General features: G+C 62.4%; 14 protein-coding genes. 4 read left to right on the top strand and 10 right to left on the bottom strand.

Annotated elements, in window-relative coordinates:
- The first annotated feature begins 353 nt into the window (after positions 1-353).
- The 3 genes from ACN0SO_RS15565 (at position 354) to ACN0SO_RS15555 (ending at position 2,321) form a co-directional block, all read left to right on the top strand.
- The gene (locus ACN0SO_RS15565) at positions 354-1,313 is read left to right on the top strand and encodes a tyrosine recombinase XerC (RefSeq protein WP_417679296.1); all 960 of its coding nucleotides are present in this window, start codon (positions 354-356) and stop codon (positions 1,311-1,313) included.
- Between the two features lie 174 nt (positions 1,314-1,487).
- Positions 1,488-1,712: a 30S ribosomal protein S21 gene (gene rpsU / locus ACN0SO_RS15560; protein ID WP_190292472.1), complete on the top strand. Its 225-nt coding sequence runs from the start codon at positions 1,488-1,490 to the stop codon at positions 1,710-1,712.
- 192 nt (positions 1,713-1,904) lie between these two features.
- On the top strand, positions 1,905-2,321 hold the full coding sequence (locus ACN0SO_RS15555; protein WP_417679294.1) for a serine/threonine protein kinase: 417 nt from the start codon (positions 1,905-1,907) through the stop codon (positions 2,319-2,321).
- Positions 2,322-2,332: 11 nt separating this feature from the next.
- Here ACN0SO_RS15555 and ACN0SO_RS15550 read toward each other — a convergent pair whose 3' ends face one another.
- On the bottom strand, positions 2,333-2,965 hold the full coding sequence (locus tag ACN0SO_RS15550; protein ID WP_417679292.1) for a cation transporter: 633 nt from the start codon (positions 2,963-2,965) through the stop codon (positions 2,333-2,335).
- Between the two features lie 85 nt (positions 2,966-3,050).
- Here ACN0SO_RS15550 and ACN0SO_RS15545 point away from each other — a divergent pair, with 85 nt between their 5' ends.
- Positions 3,051-3,470, top strand: coding sequence for a MerR family transcriptional regulator (locus tag ACN0SO_RS15545; RefSeq protein WP_417679290.1), 420 nt, complete (start codon positions 3,051-3,053; stop codon positions 3,468-3,470).
- Positions 3,471-3,535: 65 nt separating this feature from the next.
- Here ACN0SO_RS15545 and lpdA read toward each other — a convergent pair whose 3' ends face one another.
- The 9 genes from lpdA to zapE all read right to left on the bottom strand — a co-directional run bounded on the left by lpdA (position 3,536) and on the right by zapE (position 15,757).
- Entirely contained in the window at positions 3,536-4,939 is a 1,404-nt protein-coding gene (lpdA, locus tag ACN0SO_RS15540) for a dihydrolipoyl dehydrogenase (protein WP_417679288.1), read from the bottom strand.
- 44 nt (positions 4,940-4,983) lie between these two features.
- Positions 4,984-5,748: an SDR family oxidoreductase gene (locus tag ACN0SO_RS15535; RefSeq protein WP_417679286.1), complete on the bottom strand. Its 765-nt coding sequence runs from the start codon at positions 5,746-5,748 to the stop codon at positions 4,984-4,986.
- Positions 5,749-5,861: 113 nt separating this feature from the next.
- Positions 5,862-6,476, bottom strand: a complete 615-nt coding sequence (locus ACN0SO_RS15530; protein WP_417679284.1) for a LysE family translocator — start codon at positions 6,474-6,476, stop codon at positions 5,862-5,864.
- A gap of 31 nt (positions 6,477-6,507) precedes the next feature.
- A complete protein-coding gene (gene odhB / locus ACN0SO_RS15525) occupies positions 6,508-8,040 on the bottom strand; it encodes a 2-oxoglutarate dehydrogenase complex dihydrolipoyllysine-residue succinyltransferase (RefSeq protein WP_417679282.1) in 1,533 nt (510 codons plus the stop codon).
- A 68-nt stretch (positions 8,041-8,108) separates the two neighbouring features.
- Positions 8,109-11,087 (bottom strand): 2-oxoglutarate dehydrogenase E1 component, encoded by a 2,979-nt coding sequence (locus ACN0SO_RS15520; protein ID WP_417679379.1) that lies wholly within the window; start codon positions 11,085-11,087, stop codon positions 8,109-8,111.
- A 196-nt stretch (positions 11,088-11,283) separates the two neighbouring features.
- Positions 11,284-12,192: a succinate--CoA ligase subunit alpha gene (sucD, locus tag ACN0SO_RS15515; protein WP_417679280.1), complete on the bottom strand. Its 909-nt coding sequence runs from the start codon at positions 12,190-12,192 to the stop codon at positions 11,284-11,286.
- Complete coding sequence (sucC, locus tag ACN0SO_RS15510) at positions 12,193-13,392, bottom strand: ADP-forming succinate--CoA ligase subunit beta (RefSeq protein WP_417679278.1); 1,200 nt, start codon at positions 13,390-13,392, stop codon at positions 12,193-12,195. It lies immediately after the preceding gene.
- Between the two features lie 69 nt (positions 13,393-13,461).
- Positions 13,462-14,424: a malate dehydrogenase gene (gene mdh, locus ACN0SO_RS15505; protein WP_417679276.1), complete on the bottom strand. Its 963-nt coding sequence runs from the start codon at positions 14,422-14,424 to the stop codon at positions 13,462-13,464.
- 172 nt (positions 14,425-14,596) lie between these two features.
- Positions 14,597-15,757: a cell division protein ZapE gene (zapE, locus tag ACN0SO_RS15500; protein WP_417679274.1), complete on the bottom strand. Its 1,161-nt coding sequence runs from the start codon at positions 15,755-15,757 to the stop codon at positions 14,597-14,599.
- Between the last annotated feature and the right edge of the window lie 120 nt (positions 15,758-15,877).

The following is a 15,877-nucleotide window of genomic DNA, read 5'->3' as shown; positions in this document are numbered from 1 at the left end:
CAGAGAAATAATATTATATTTTATAATATTGATAGGTTTTGTTCATAGCAATTATTGATGGCGCATAATGACTGCGTCCTGAAGTGCGCGGCATGAATTCTGTTCTTGCAGGTGACGGCTGCAGAGGAGGCACGGCCTCGGCCCACACTCAAAACAAACAACCCCGGCCTTGAGCCGGGGCCTACTCGCAGATCCATTTGCCGCAGCTTCGCGCAAGAGAACATCGGCTCTGCAAACGAGTAGGCCCCGGGTCTCACTGCGTTCGCCCGGGGTGACGGTGGAGAGAAAGGATCTTATCGGATAGCGGCATCCCGTTAACCGAACGCTTGGCTTCATTATCCTAAAATCAAGCCATGTCCCCGAACCCCGCAGATACCGATGCCCTTCTCGTCACCGCCCGCCCCGATCTCAATCAGAGGGTCGGCTCATGGCTCGACCATCTGTCCGACGAGCGCCGGCTTTCCGACAAGACACTGATCGCCTATGAGCGCGATCTGAGGCAGTTTCTGCGGTTCCTCACCGATCATCTGGGCGGCGCGCCGGCGCTGAAGGATATCAAGGCCCTCAAACCCGCCGACTTCCGCGCCTTCCTGGCCCGCAGACGGCAAGGCGGAACCCAAAGCCGGTCCCTGGCGCGCGGGCTTGCGGGCATCCGGTCTTTCCTGCGCTTTCTGGAGCGGCGCGGCGAGGTCAATGCGGCTGCGGCCGGTGCGGTCCGTCCGCCGAAACAACCCCGGTCCCTGCCCAAACCGGTCTCCGCGCGCGATGCGAGAGACATTACCGGCGGCGATCTTGCCATGGAAAGCGAACCCTGGATCGAGGCCCGCAACGCCGCCGTCCTGACCCTGCTTTACGGCTGCGGACTGCGCCTGTCGGAAGCCTTGTCGCTCACCGGCGGCACGGCGCCGCGTCAGGGAACGAAGACGCTGAGGATCAAGGGCAAGGGCGGAAAGGAACGGCTGGTGCCGATCCTGCCCGTCGTCTCGGAGGCGATCGACACCTATCTGGATCTTTGCCCCTACGGGATTTCGAAGGACGGTCCGCTGTTCGTCGGTGCGCGCGGCGGGCCGCTCAATCCGCGGCTGGTGCAGCTCGCCATGGAAAAACTGCGCGGCGCGCTCGGCCTGCCGAAAAGCGCGACACCGCATGCGCTGCGTCATTCCTTCGCGACACACCTTCTGGCGGGCGGCGGCGACCTGCGCACGATCCAGGAGTTGCTCGGCCACGCCAGCCTGTCGAGCACCCAGATCTACACCGAAATCGACAGCGCCCGGCTGCTGGAAGCCTATGACCGGGCCCATCCGCGCAGCTGAAGCTGCATAAAAATCAAAAAACGCCCTTCAATCAGCGATTTTCCGGGACTTGGGGGGTGCATTCTGCCGAAAAAGTGGTAGTGTCCCGGCCTTCATGGGAGGGTCCCTCCTCCGCTAACCAGCGCAGTGCCCGATACTCGGGGCATTCCACCAACCAGAAAGTCAGGAGACAACTTGCAAGTCCTCGTCCGCGATAACAATGTCGATCAAGCCCTCCGCGTGCTGAAAAAGAAGCTGCAGCGCGAAGGCGTATTCCGTGAAATGAAGACCCGCCGGGCCTTCGAAAAGCCGTCCGAAAAACGCGCCCGTGAAAAGGCAGAAGCTGTCCGCCGCGCCCGCAAGGCTGCGCGCAAGCTCGCCCAGCGCGAAGGCATCATTGCCGGCGGCCGCAAGCGCTAATTCGCTTCCGATACCTGCTTAAATCCCGGACCGCGCGGCTTGTTTGAGCCTGCGCGCCGGGTTTTGGCGTGCCTGAACGAAGGTAAGGTCCAGGCGAGCGTCCGGGGTTCGCAGGCGGCACAGGTCGGCCGCCAAATAATCTTAACAATTCGTTCACACCAGGCCTGCATCCTTGGCGCGCGGAGATGCCCGATGCCGACCCGATGCGCTGCCCTCTTTCTGTTTCTGTCTCTGATCCTGATCGGTCTGGCCAGCCCGTCCGAGGCGCAAATCTACTGCCCGCTTCCAGAGGACGGCATCTGGGTCAACCCGAATGCAAAACCGAAGGAAATCACCCGGATCGAAATCGAATCGAGCTGTCACGACGGCAGGGTCGACAGCCGCATCCGCGCTTTCACGTCCTGCATTCCACGCGACTGCAAATGGGGCTGGACCGCGGCCGAACTCCGGGACGGCGGCGGTCTGCAGGTGGCCCTTCTGGGTTTCCTGGGCGGCAAGGTGATCCGGGTCCGCCGTTTCGGCGACATCCTGGACACCCATGTCCTGGATGTTCCCTACGACCGATCGCTGCCACGCGACGAACAGGTCTATAATCTCCAACGCAAATAGGCGCAGGCTTCTTAGAGCGCGTTCGGATGGCCGTGACGGAATTCCCGTAGCGCCTGCGCCAGGATCTGGACAGCGGAATTCAGGAACAGGGTCGCCATCAGACCGGCGACGATCAGATCCGGCCAGGCGGTCGCGGTTCCCCACACGCCGAGCGCGGCGAGCATCACCGCCACGTTGCCGATGGCATCGTTGCGCGAACACAGCCAGACGGAGCGGACATTCGCATCGCCGTCCTTGTAGCGGACCAGCAGAAGCACACTGGAGAGGTTGACGATCAGCGCGAGAAAGCCCACCGCGCCCATGACACCCGCTTCGGGCACGCCGAAGACCAGCACCTGATAGGCTGTCGATCCGCCGACCCAAAGTCCCATCAGCAAAAGGCTCAGGCCTTTGATCAGGGCCGCTGTCGAGCGGATCTTCAAGGAAGCCCCAATCACCGCCAGCGACATGCCATAGGTGACCGCATCCCCGAAGAAATCGAGCGCATCGGCCTGAAGCGCCTTCGAGCCGGCCACCTGACCGGCGACCATCTCCACCAGAAACATGCCGCCATTGAGTGCGATCACGAGCCAGAGCCGGCGCTTGTAGTCCGCCGACAAGCCGTCGAATGTGGCCGAGTGATCGTGTCCGCAGCAGGAACCCATAAAAGTATCTCCTTGTTTCCGGTGGCAAAGGCCTGTCTGCTTTCCCATCTACAACCTATAGCGACTAGAGCTTCAAGGGGTGATCATGGATTTTTCGATCGGCGACATGTCCCGGCAGACCGGCGTCAAGATCCCGACGATCCGGTATTATGAAAAGGAAGGCCTGCTCGCCGCCCCCGTGCGCAGTGAGGGCAACCAGAGAAGGTATGGCGAGGCCGACCTCGACCGGCTCGGCTTCATCAAGCATGCCCGGGACCTCGGGCTGCCCATGGCGGCAATTCGCAAACTCCTGGAGCTGAGCGAACATCCCGATCGCCCGTGCGAGGATGCCAACCGGATCGCCATCGAACAGCTTGCCGCCGTCCGGCGGCGGATTTCCCATCTGAAAAAACTGGAAAGCGAACTTGTCCGCATCGCAGCAAGCTGCGACGGTCATCAACAGGTCGCCGACTGCAATGTACTGAAAGCCTTCGGCGATCACGGCCAGTGTCGGGGAGACCATTGACGGTCTCCACTAAATAGAAAGGCCGGGCGATTGCCCGGCCTTCTTGTCAATCAATTGTCTTCCGATCAGGTGTGGATCGGCTTGAAGAAGGTGGCGAGACCCGCTTCCTTGACGGCTTCCGACATGGTCGGGTGCGCGTGGCAGGTGCGGCCGAGGTCTTCCGACGAGCCGCCGAATTCCATCAGGACGGCAACCTCGTGGATCATCTCGCCTGCGCCAAAGCCGACGATATGGGCGCCGAGCACCCGGTCCGTTTCCGCATCCGCCAGAACCTTGACGAAGCCGTCGGTGTGGTTCATGGCCCGCGCCCGGCCGTTGGCCGCGAACGGGAACTTGCCGGCCTTGTAATTGACGCCGGCTGCCTTCAGTTCTTCTTCGGTCTTGCCCACGGAGGCCACTTCCGGCTGGGTGTAGACCACGCCCGGAATGACGTCGTAGTTCACATGGCCTGCTTGACCCGCCAGCATTTCGGCAAGGGCAACGCCTTCGTCTTCGGCCTTGTGCGCCAGCATCGGCCCGACGATCACGTCGCCGATGGCATAGATGCCGTCCACGTTGGTGCGGTAGTGATCGTCGGTCTTGACCCGGCCGCGTTCGTCGAGCGCGACACCGGCCTCTTCCAGGCCGAGGCCTTCGGTGTAGGGCTTGCGACCGATGGCGACCAGCACGATGTCGGCCTCGATGGTTTCCGCGTCGCCACCGGCAGCCGGTTCGACCGTCACTGCCAGGCCTTTGCCCTTCTTGGCAACGCCGGTCACTTTCGAGGACAGCTTGAATTCCATGCCCTGTTTTTTCAGCATGCGCTGGAACTGCTTGGAGACGTCGCCGTCCATCGGTCCGAGGATCTTGTCCATGAACTCGACCACGGTGACCTGGGAGCCCAGGCGGTTCCAGACCGATCCCAACTCGAGGCCGATCACCCCGCCGCCGACGACGACCAGCTTGCCCGGAACCTTGTCCAGCTCCAGCGCGCCGGTGGAGGAGACCACCTGCTTTTCGTCGATCTTCACACCCGGCAGGGGCATGACGTCGGAGCCGGTGGCGATGACGATGTTCTTTGCCTCAATCTGCGAGACCTTGCCGTCCTCGGCGGTCACCTCGACCTTGCCTGCGGACAGGATCTTGCCGGTGCCGTGGAAGGCATCGATCTTGTTCTTCTTGATCAGGAAGCCGACCCCGCCGACGTTGGAGTCGATCACATCCTGCTTGTGTTTCATCATGACCGGCAGGTCGAGCTTCGGCTTGTTGACCTTGATGCCGAGCACGTCGAAGCCGTGACCGGCCTCCTCGAACATTTCCGAGGCATGCAGCAACGCCTTGGACGGAATGCAGCCGATGTTGAGACAGGTGCCGCCGTGGGTGGCGCGCTTTTCGACAACAGCCACCTTCAGACCGAGCTGGGCCGCCTTGATCGCACAGACATACCCCCCCGGGCCGGTTCCGATGACGACGAGATCGTATTGGGACATTTCGGTTGCCTCTGCCTTTGCTCTTGGTTCGTTTTCCGTTCGGATCAGGGAAGAATGGCGCGGCCGCCGGAGACGTCCAGGATCGCGCCGGTTGTGTAACTGGAGTCGTCGGACAGGAGCCACTTGATGGCCTTGGCGACCTCGTCCGCCGTGCCCGCCCGCTTCATGGGAAGGGAGGATTCGATTTTCGCCACCCGGTCGGGCGCGCCGCCGGAGGCATGAATTTCGGTATCGATGATGCCGGGACGGACCGCGTTGACCCGCACCCCTTCCGTGGCGACCTCAAGTGCCAGACCGACCGTCATCGTATCGATGCCGCCCTTTGAGGCGGCATAGTCGACATACTGGTTTCCGGATCCGAGCTTGGAGGAGGCCGACCCGATATTGACGATGGCACCGCCCTTGCCGCCGTGGCGGGTCGACATGCGCTTCACCGCCTCACGGGCGCACAGGAAGGACCCGACCAGATTGATGGCGAACATGCGGTTCAGCCGTTCGAGCGTCATCTCGTCGACCCGCTGATGACGGTCCACGACGCCGGCGTTGTTGACCAGCCCGACAAGCCGGCCGAAATCATCGCATGCGGCGAACATGGCAAGCACGTCCGCTTCCGACTGAACGTCGCCCGGCACCGCCCGGGCCCTGCCGCCGGCGCGCTCGATCTGCGCGACGACCTCTTCGGCGGCCTGCCTGTTCGAGACGTAGTTCACCAGGATCCCGTGGCCGAGTTCTGCGGCCCGCAGACAGGCGGCTGCGCCGATCCCCCGGCTGCCGCCGGTCACCAGGACTACATTTTCGGTGTGTGTCACGATCCTGCCCGCCCGCTACTTTATTGAATCCGCACAAGGCGTTCGGACGCCCTGCCGCCGGCCCAGACACCGTCCGGGCTGCCATCCTGTTTCACCACGACATCCTCTCCCCGTCACCGTTCCGTCAGGGCCAGACGCAATCCGAAAGCGGCGAAGGTCGCCGCGATCGAGCGGCGCATCCAGGTGAGCACCCGCTCGCTTCCGAGCACCTTTTGGCCGACGAGGCCTGCGAACTGGCCATAGACGATGAAGACGCCCAGGGTCATGGCCATGAACACGCCCCCCATCGACAGCATCTCGACAACCGGGTGGGTGGCGTCATGGGCCACGAACTGCGGCAGGAAGGCCAGGAAGAACACCGTCAGCTTGGGATTGAGAATGTTGATCAGAGCGCCGGTCACGGCGATCGAGACCGGCGATTTCGCACGGCCGTCGTCTGCTTTCAGATCCATCGGGCCCCGGTCCTTCAGGGTCTGCCAGGCCAGATACAGAAGATAGGCCACGCCCGCGTATTTCAGAACCTGAAACACGAGGGCGCTGGTGTGCAGCAGGGCGGACAGCCCGAGGACGGAGGCCAGGATGGACGGCAGAATGCCGAAGGTGCAGCCGATGGCGGCCGCCACACTTGCCAGCCGCCCTTTTCCGAGCCCGACCGCCACGGTGTAGACGACGCCGGTGCCGGGCACCAGGACGACCACAAGGGCGGTGATAAGAAACTCCAGGCTCATGATCCGGACCTCCCCGGGTTCAGGTCTTTGATTAAAGATCCAGAACGAGGCGTTGCGGATCTTCCAGGCTTTCCTTGACGCGGACCAGGAAGGTCACGGCTTCCTTACCGTCGACGATCCGGTGGTCGTAGGACAGCGCCAGATACATCATCGGGCGGATGACCACCTGACCGTTCACGGCCATCGGACGATCCTGGATCTTGTGCATGCCCAGGATGCCGGACTGCGGCGCGTTCAGGATCGGCGACGACATGAGCGAACCATACACCCCGCCATTGGAGATGGTGAAGGTCCCTCCGGTCATATCAGCCATGCCCAATTTGCCGTCCCGGGCCTTGCGGCCGAGGTTGCCGATTTCCTTCTCGACTTCGGCAATCGACATCTGGTCGGCATCGCGCACCACCGGAACCACCAGGCCCTTGTCGGTGCCCACGGCCACGCCGATATGGCAGAACTTCTTGTAGATGATGTCCGTGCCGTCGATCTCGGCGTTGACGGCCGGGACTTCCTGCAGCGCGTGGCAGACCGCCTTGGTGAAAAAGCCCATGAAGCCGAGCTTCACGCCGTGCTTCTTCTCGAACAGGTCCTTGTACTGCTTGCGCAGGTCCATGACCGGGCCCATGTCGACCTCGTTGTAGGTGGTCAGCATGGCCGCCGTGTTCTGGGCGTCCTTCAGGCGGCGCGCAATGGTCTGGCGCAGCTTGGTCATGCGCACGCGTTCCTCGCGCGCCTCGTCTTCGGTAGCCACCGGACCACGGGCCATCGCCGGTGCGGGTGCCGCAGCGCCCGAAATGCCGGACTGAACGGCGGCAATCACGTCGCCCTTGAGCACCTGGCCGCGCTTGCCGGAACCGGCAACCTGATCGGTGGAAAGGTTCTTCTCGGCCATCATCTTGGAGGCCGACGGTGCCGGCGGCATGGACGTGCCGCCTGCGGTCGGAGCGGGATCAGCTGCCGGGGCGGCTTCCGCCGGCGCGGCTTCTGCCTCGGCCGGAGCGGCAACGGCTGCGCCGCTTGCATCGATCTGGCACAGCAGGTTGCCGGGCTCGACCGTGTCGCCGGTCTGGGCAACGATCTTGACGACGGTTCCTGCGACCGGCGCCGGGATTTCCTGGGCAGCCTTGTCGGTTTCCAGTTCGACCAGAACGTCGTCGGCCTTGACCGTGTCGCCGACCTTCACGCTCCATTCGCCGACTTCCGCCTCGGTGACGGATTCGCCGGCGCTCGGCGTGACGACGTCGACGAGGTCGCCGGACTTCGAAGTAGCTTCCGGCTTGCTCTCAGCCTTGGCCTCCGCCTTGGCGGGCTTTGCCGCGGCGGCAGCGCCGCCTTCGGAGATCTGGCCGAGAAGGGCGCCGACCTCAACCGTATCGCCCTCGTTGACGACAATGCTTTCCAAGGTGCCGGCAGCCGGAGCGGGAACCTCGACGGTCACCTTGTCGGTTTCCAGTTCCACCAGCGGTTCGTCGGCCGCAACGGCATCGCCCGGCTTCTTGAACCACTGGGCAATGGTAGCTTCGGATACGGATTCACCCAGTGTGGGCACGCGAATTTCGGTTGCCATGGTCGCCTTCTCTTAAGTTTGCCTGGCCGGTTCCGGTAAACGGGAGGCTGTCGCCAGCCTCCGTTAAATTATTCAAACGCCTCGTCGAGGAATGCCTGCAGCTGGGCGAGGTGGGACGACATGAGGCCGGTCGCCGTCGATGCCGATGCCTGGCGGCCCGCATAGCGCGGCCGCGTCGTCTTCGCACCGATCTGCTGGAGGACCCATTCGATATAGGACTCCACGAAGAACCAGCTGCCCATGTTCTTCGGCTCTTCCTGGCACCATACCATATCCGCATTCTTGAAGCGGTTGAGTTCCTTCGCCAGAGCCTTTTTCGGGAACGGATAGAGCTGTTCGACGCGCAGCAGATAGACATCGTCGATGCCACGCTTCTCGCGTTCTTCCAGGAGGTCGTAATAGACCTTTCCGGAGCACATGACGACGCGGCGGATCTTGTCGTCGGCCACCAGCTTGGTTTCCGACACGCCCATTTCCGCATCGTCCCAAAGCAGGCGGTGGAAAGAGGTGTCCTCGGCCAGTTCGGAGATCTTGGAAACGCAACGCTTGTGCCTGAGCAGCGACTTTGGCGTCATCAGGATCAGCGGCTTGCGGATGTCGCGGTTCAGCTGCCGGCGCAGGATGTGGAAGTAGTTCGCAGGCGTCGTGCAGTTGGCGACCTGCATGTTGTCTTCCGCGCAAAGCTGCAGGAAACGTTCCAGACGGGCGGAGGAATGCTCCGGTCCCTGGCCCTCGTAGCCGTGCGGCAGCAGGCAGACAAGGCCGGACATGCGCAGCCACTTGCGCTCGCCCGACGACAGGAACTGGTCGAAGATCACCTGCGCGCCGTTGGCGAAGTCGCCGAACTGGGCTTCCCAAAGGGTCAGCGCGTTCGGTTCGGCCAGCGAATAGCCGTATTCGAAGCCAAGCACGGCCTCTTCGGAGAGCATGGAGTTGATGACCTCGTAACGGGCCGCTCCCTTGCCGAGGTTGTTCAGCGGGATGTAGCGGCCTTCGTCTTCCTGGTCATAAAGGACCGAATGACGCTGGGAGAAGGTGCCGCGTTCGCAGTCCTGGCCGGACAGGCGTACCGCGTGACCTTCGCGCAGCAGCCCGCCGAAGGCCAACGCCTCCGCAGTTGCCCAATCGATCCCCTCGCCGGTCTCGATCATGCGCTCGCGGTTTTTCATGAAGCGCGCAACCGTCCGGTGAATATTGAAGCCGTCGGGAACATGCGCCAGCTTGCGGCCGATGTCCTTCAGCTCCTCGAGCGGAATGCCGGTGGCACCGCGGCGCGGATCGTCCTCGCCTTCGGCACGCTTCAGACCCGACCACTTGCCGTCGAGCCAGTCGGCCTTGTTCGGCTTGAAGGCCTGTCCGGCTTCGAACTCGTCATCGAGATGCTTGCGCCAGTTCGCCTTCATCTCCTCGACTTCTTCCGCCGATACGACGCCTTCCTTGACCAGGCGCTCGGAATAAATCTGCAGCGTCGTCGCATGCTTGCGGATCTTGCGGTACATGATCGGCTGGGTGAAAGCCGGCTCGTCGCCCTCGTTGTGGCCGAAGCGGCGGTAGCAGATCATGTCGATCACGACCGGACGGCCGAAGATCTGACGGTATTCGATGGCGATCTTGGCGGCGAAGGTGACCGCTTCCGGATCGTCGCCGTTGACGTGGAAGATCGGCGCCTCGATCACCTTGGCCATATCGGAAGGATAAGGCGAAGAGCGCGAGAACCGCGGGTTCGTGGTGAAACCGATCTGGTTGTTGATGATCACGTGGATCGAACCGCCGGTGCGGTGGCCGCGCAGGGCCGAAAGGCCGAAGCATTCGGCAACGACGCCCTGGCCGGCAAAGGCCGCATCGCCGTGCAGGAGCAGCGGCAGCACCTTGGAGCGATCGACTTCCGTGGTCTCGACCCAATGGCCGTCGACGGCGGAAAGCTGATCCTGCTTGGCGCGGGATTTGCCGAGCACGACCGGATTGACGATCTCCAGGTGCGACGGGTTGGCCGTCAGCGACAGGTGGACGTCATTGTCGTCGAAGGTCCGATCGGAGGACGCGCCGAGGTGATACTTCACGTCGCCGGAACCTTCCACTTCGTCCGGCGCATAGGAGCCGCCCTTGAACTCGTGGAAGATGGCGCGGTGCGGCTTGCCCATCACCTGGGAAAGCACGTTCAGGCGGCCGCGGTGGGCCATGCCGAAAACGATTTCCTTCAGGCCCAGCTGGCCGCCGCGCTTGATGATCTGCTCCAGCGCCGGGATCAGGGCTTCGCCGCCATCGAGGCCGAAACGCTTGGTGCCGGTGTACTTGACGTCCAGAAACTTTTCGAAGCCTTCGGATTCGATCAGCTTGTTGAGGATCGCCTTCTTGCCTTCCTTGGTGAAGGCAACCTGCTTGTCCGGACCCTCGATGCGTTCCTGAAGCCAGGATTTCGCCGCCGGATCGGAGATGTGCATGAATTCGACGCCGAGGGTCGAACAATAGGTCCGCTTGAGGATGTCGAGCATCTCGCGGATCGTGGCGTATTCCAGACCCAGGACATGATCGATGAAAATCTTGCGGTCCCAGTCGGCTTCCGTGAAGCCGTAGGAGGCCGGATGCAGTTCCTCGTGATCCTTCAGAGCGGCAAGGCCGAGCGGGTCGAGGTTCGCGTGCAGATGGCCGCGCATGCGGTAGGCGCGGATCATCATCAGCGCACGGACGGAATCGCGCGTCGCCTGATGGACTTCCGCCTCGGTGGCCGGCGCGCCCTTGGCTTCCGCCTTCTTCTTCAGCTTGTCGCCGAGCTCTTTTTCGATCGGCGCCCAGTCGCCGTCAAAGGCATTGACGAGATCGCCACTCGCCGCAATCGGCCAGTCCTTGCGTTTCCATGGAGCGCCGCGCGCTTCCTTGAGCACGTCTTCCTTGGTGTCCTGGAAACTGGCAAAGAAATCCTGCCACTCGGCTTCGACCGAGTTCGGATTTTCCTTATATTGCGCGTAAAGATCTTCGATATAGGCTGCGTTGGCGCCGTAAAGCAACGACGTCAGTGCGAAGACTTTGTTCGCTTCCTGCCGTGCCATGTCCATCCAGCGGAGGTCTGCTCCGCCCTTATACTGACGGTCGGACCTGACGGCCCGATCTGGTTTCCTTTTCAGACCGGCGCAATTGCCGGCCCCTCGAATGCGGATCGAGGCACTTTCGCGCCTCGTTCCAATCCTGTCATTATGCCTTACGAAACGTAAACAATTTCCGTCCCGTGTGGGGCATAAATATTGGTCAGCCCTTCAGGACTTCAAGAAGCGTCTCGCCGAGTTTCGCCGGAGATGGCGAAACCTTGATGCCGGCCGCTTCCATGGCCGCGATCTTGTCTTCCGCGCCGCCCTTGCCGCCGGAGATCACCGCGCCTGCGTGACCCATGGTGCGGCCCGGAGGAGCAGTCCGTCCCGCGATGAAGCCGGCCATCGGCTTCTTGCGGCCCTTCTTGGCTTCGTCGATCAGGAACTGCGCGGCTTCTTCTTCCGCGGAGCCGCCGATTTCCCCGATCATGATGATCGACTGGGTTTCGTCATCGGCAAGGAACATTTCCAGGACGTCGATGAACTCGGTGCCCTTGACCGGGTCGCCGCCGATGCCGACGGCGGTGGTCTGGCCGAGGCCGGCGTTGGTGGTCTGGAACACGGCTTCGTAGGTCAGCGTACCGGAGCGCGACACGACACCGACGGAGCCCTTCTTGAAGATGGAGCCCGGCATGATGCCGATCTTGCATTCTTCCGGCGTCAGGATGCCCGGGCAGTTCGGGCCGAGCAGGCGCGACTTGGACTTCTCCAGCTTCGCCTTGACCTTGACCATGTCGGCGACCGGGATGCCCTCGGTGATGCAGACGATGAAGGGAACTTCCGCATCGATCGCCTCGATGATCGCCGCACCGGCGCCTGCCGGCGGAACGTAGATCACGGAGGCGTCCGCGCCCGTTGCTTCCTTCGCTTCGCCGACGGAGGCGAAGATCGGCAGGGTCGCGGAGGCGTCGACACCGGAGGTCCAGGTTTCGCCGCCCTTTTTCGGATGCACGCCGGCGACCATCTTGGTGCCGTAGTACTGCAGCGCCTGTTCCGTGTGGAACGTGCCGGTCTTGCCGGTCAGGCCCTGAACGATGATTTTCGTGTCTTTATCGACGAGAATGGACATTTACGCGCCCCCCTTGACGGCTTTCACAATCTTCTGGGCGGCGTCGTCGAGATCATCGGCGGCGATCACGTTCAGACCGCTTTCGTTGATGATCTTCTTGCCGAGTTCCACGTTGGTGCCTTCCAGGCGGACAACGAGGGGAACCTGCAGGCCGACTTCCTTGACGGCCGCGACCACGCCTTCCGCGATCACGTCGCAGCGCATGATGCCGCCGAAGATGTTGACCAGGATGCCCTTCACGTTCGGATCGGAGGTGATGATCTTGAACGCGGCCGTCACCTTTTCCTTGGAAGCGCCGCCACCGACATCGAGGAAGTTCGCCGGCTCGGCGCCGTAGAGCTTGATGATGTCCATGGTCGCCATGGCCAGGCCCGCACCGTTGACCATGCAGCCGATGTCCCCGTCGAGAGCGACATAGGCGAGGTCGTATTTGGACGCCTCGATTTCCTTGGCGTCTTCTTCGGTCTCATCGCGCAGGGCGAGGATATCGTCGTGGCGGAACAGGGCGTTGCCGTCGAACGAGACCTTGGCGTCGAGAACGCGCAGGCGGCCGTCTTTCATGACGATCAGCGGATTAACCTCAAGCAGGCTCATGTCCTTTTCCATGAAAGCCTTGTAGAGGATCGGGAACAGCGTCATGCCGTCTTCGCGGGCCACGCCTGAAAGCTCCAGCGCATCGCAGAGCTTGCCGGCATCGGCCGCCGTCACGCCGGTGTCCGGATCGATCGGCAGGGTGACGATCTTGTCCGGGGTTTCCTCGGCAACGGCCTCGATGTCCATGCCGCCTTCGGTGGAAACCACGAAGGCCGGACGGCCGACGGTGCGGTCGACCAGGATGGAGAGGTAAAGCTCGCGCTCGATGTCGGCGCCGTCTTCGATGTAGAGACGGTTGACGACCTTGCCGGCCGGGCCGGTCTGTTTGGTCACCAGCGTGTGGCCGAGCATTTCCCTGGCGTTGGCGATGACTTCGTCGAGCGTGAAGGCAAGGCGGACACCGCCCTTGGCATCCGGGCCCAGTTCCTTGAACTTGCCCTTGCCGCGACCGCCGGCATGGATCTGGGACTTCACGACCCAGAGCGGTCCGGGAAGTTTCTTCGCTGCAGCTTCCGCCTCGTCGGCGGAGAAGATGGCGACGCCTTCAGCGACGGGCGCGCCGTATTCCTTCAGGACCGCCTTGGCTTGGTATTCATGGATATTCATGCGTTTCCTCCGGTTGCGGAGGACCGCCGCCGTTTTTCAGGCGGCGGTCTTCGGATTCCGTATGGCGGCTCAGGCGAGCGCCGGCTGGATCTTCTTGCAGGCCTCGACGAGACCCTCGACAGAGGCGACGGACTTGTCGAACATCGCCTTTTCGTCTGCATTCATGTCGATTTCGATCACACGCTCGACACCCTCGGCGCCGATGACAACCGGAACACCGACATAGGTGTCCTTGAGGCCGTATTGGCCGCTCAGCGCTGCCGCACAGGGCACGACGCGCTTCTTGTCCTTGAGGTAGCTCTCGGCCATGGCAATGGCGGAAGAGGCCGGGGCATAGAAAGCGGAACCGGTCTTCAGCAGACCGACGATCTCCGCGCCGCCGTCACGGGTGCGCTGGACGATTTCTTCCAGGCGCTCCGCCGTGCACCAGCCCATCTTGATCAGGTCCGGCAGCGGAATGCCGGCAACGGTGGAGTAGCGGGTCAGCGGCACCATGGTGTCGCCGTGGCCGCCGAGCACGAAGGCCGTCACGTCTTCCACGGAGACGTTGAATTCGTCCGCCAGGAAGTAACGGAAACGGGCGCTGTCGAGCACGCCGGCCATGCCGACGACCTTGTTCGCCGGCAGGCCGGAGAACTTCTGCAGCGCCCAGACCATGGCGTCGAGCGGGTTGGTGATGCAGATGACAAAGGCGTTCGGCGCGTATTTCGCGATGCCGGCGCCGACCTGCTCCATGACCTTCAGGTTGATTTCGAGGAGATCGTCGCGGCTCATGCCCGGCTTGCGGGGAACACCTGCGGTGACGATGACGACGTCGGAGCCCTCGATGGCTTCGTAGTCGTTCGCGCCGGCGAGCTTGGCATCGAAGCCGTCGACCGGGGAGGATTCCGCCAGGTCCAGCGCCTTGCCCTGCGGAACACCTTCCGCAATATCGAAGAGAACAATGTCTCCAAGTTCCTTCAAGCCAGCAAGATGAGCGAGCGTACCGCCGATTTGACCTGAGCCGATCAAAGCAATCTTGTTCCGCGCCATATCCGAAAGTTTCCCTTTACGTAAGATGGAACCTTGTGCCATCCGCTGATGACGGGATGGCACTACTCTCTTTGGGTTCCCTGCGCAAGCTAATCTAAAGACTATTGCGCCTGAAACCCGAAATTCCTGTCCGGACTCACGCTGAGATCATTGACCTATACGTAATGTATACTCAGGATTGTCCGTGGTGATTTTCTCCCGTCAGGTAGGCCTCCGACCGCATCTCGATCAACCGGGAAACGGTCCGGTCGAATTCGAAGGCTTCCGTCCCATCCGGCGCCACATAAAGCCCCGTCGGTTCCGCCTCCGCCGAGATGATGACCTTCACCCCGCTGTCGTAAAACGTGTCGATCAGGTTGATGAACCGCTTGGCCTCATTGCGGCGCGGCTTGTCCATGACCGGAATATTCTCGATAAAGACCGTCCGGTAGGCATGGGCTATCCGCAGATAGTCCGAGGCGCCGAGAGGACGGCTGCACAGTTCCTCGAAGGTAAACCGTGCGACACCGGATGCAACCCTGCCGACGGAAATCTTCCGTCCCTTGTTTTCCAGCTCTTCCGCATGGGGCGCCACACCATTGGTGAGCTTGCGCCACAAGTCCCCGATCTTTTCGTCCGCCTGCGGGCCGAGCGGCGTGACGTAGACCGGCGCGCCCGCCAGCTTGTCCAGGCGATAGTCGGTCGGACTGTCCAGCTTGGCGACCTCGACATGGCGGGTCAGAAGATCGATGAAGGGCAGGAACAGCTGGCGGTTGAGCCCGTCCTTGTAGAGATCCTTCGGATCCACGTTGGAGGTCGCCACGACGACGACGCCGAGTTCGAACAGCCTTGCGAACAGTCGGCCGAGGATCATCGCATCGGCAATGTCGGTGACGGAGAATTCGTCGAAGCACAAAAGCCGGGTCTCGACGGCGATCTGCTCGGCGACCGGCACAATCGGATCGTCCCCCTTGACCTCGCCGCGCTTGAGCGCCTGGCGGTGGGCGTAGATGCGGTCGTGAACGTCGGCCATGAACTCGTGGAAATGCGCCCGGCGCTTGCGGCGGATGACGGTGATCTCGAAAAAGAGATCCATCAGCATCGTCTTGCCGCGCCCGACGCCGCCCCACATGTAGAGGCCGACCACGTCCTTCCAGAGATCCTTGTTGCGGCCGAAAAGCCAGCCAAGCGAACTTTTCTTGGAGGCGAGCCGGACCTCTGCCAGACGGCTGTTCAGAAGATCGAGCTTGCGGACCGCTTCGATCTGCGCGGCGTCCCGGGTGATTTCGCCAGCGGCGACCAGCGCGTCGTAGCGCGCTTCCAGTGCTCGGTTGACCGGCAGTTCGAGTTTCAAGTCTGGCGCTCCATGCGAGAATGCCACATCCGCAACCCGGGCTGCCCGGAACGCGGGTACAAATTGTCGCATGGCGAATACGGTCTATTGCGTCCGGATGCAAGGCCGGGCGCGAACCTA

The organism is Roseibium sp. (assembly GCF_048260565.1).
Classification (GTDB): Bacteria; Pseudomonadota; Alphaproteobacteria; order Rhizobiales; family Stappiaceae; genus Roseibium.
This window is presented reverse-complemented; position numbering and strand designations above follow the sequence as displayed.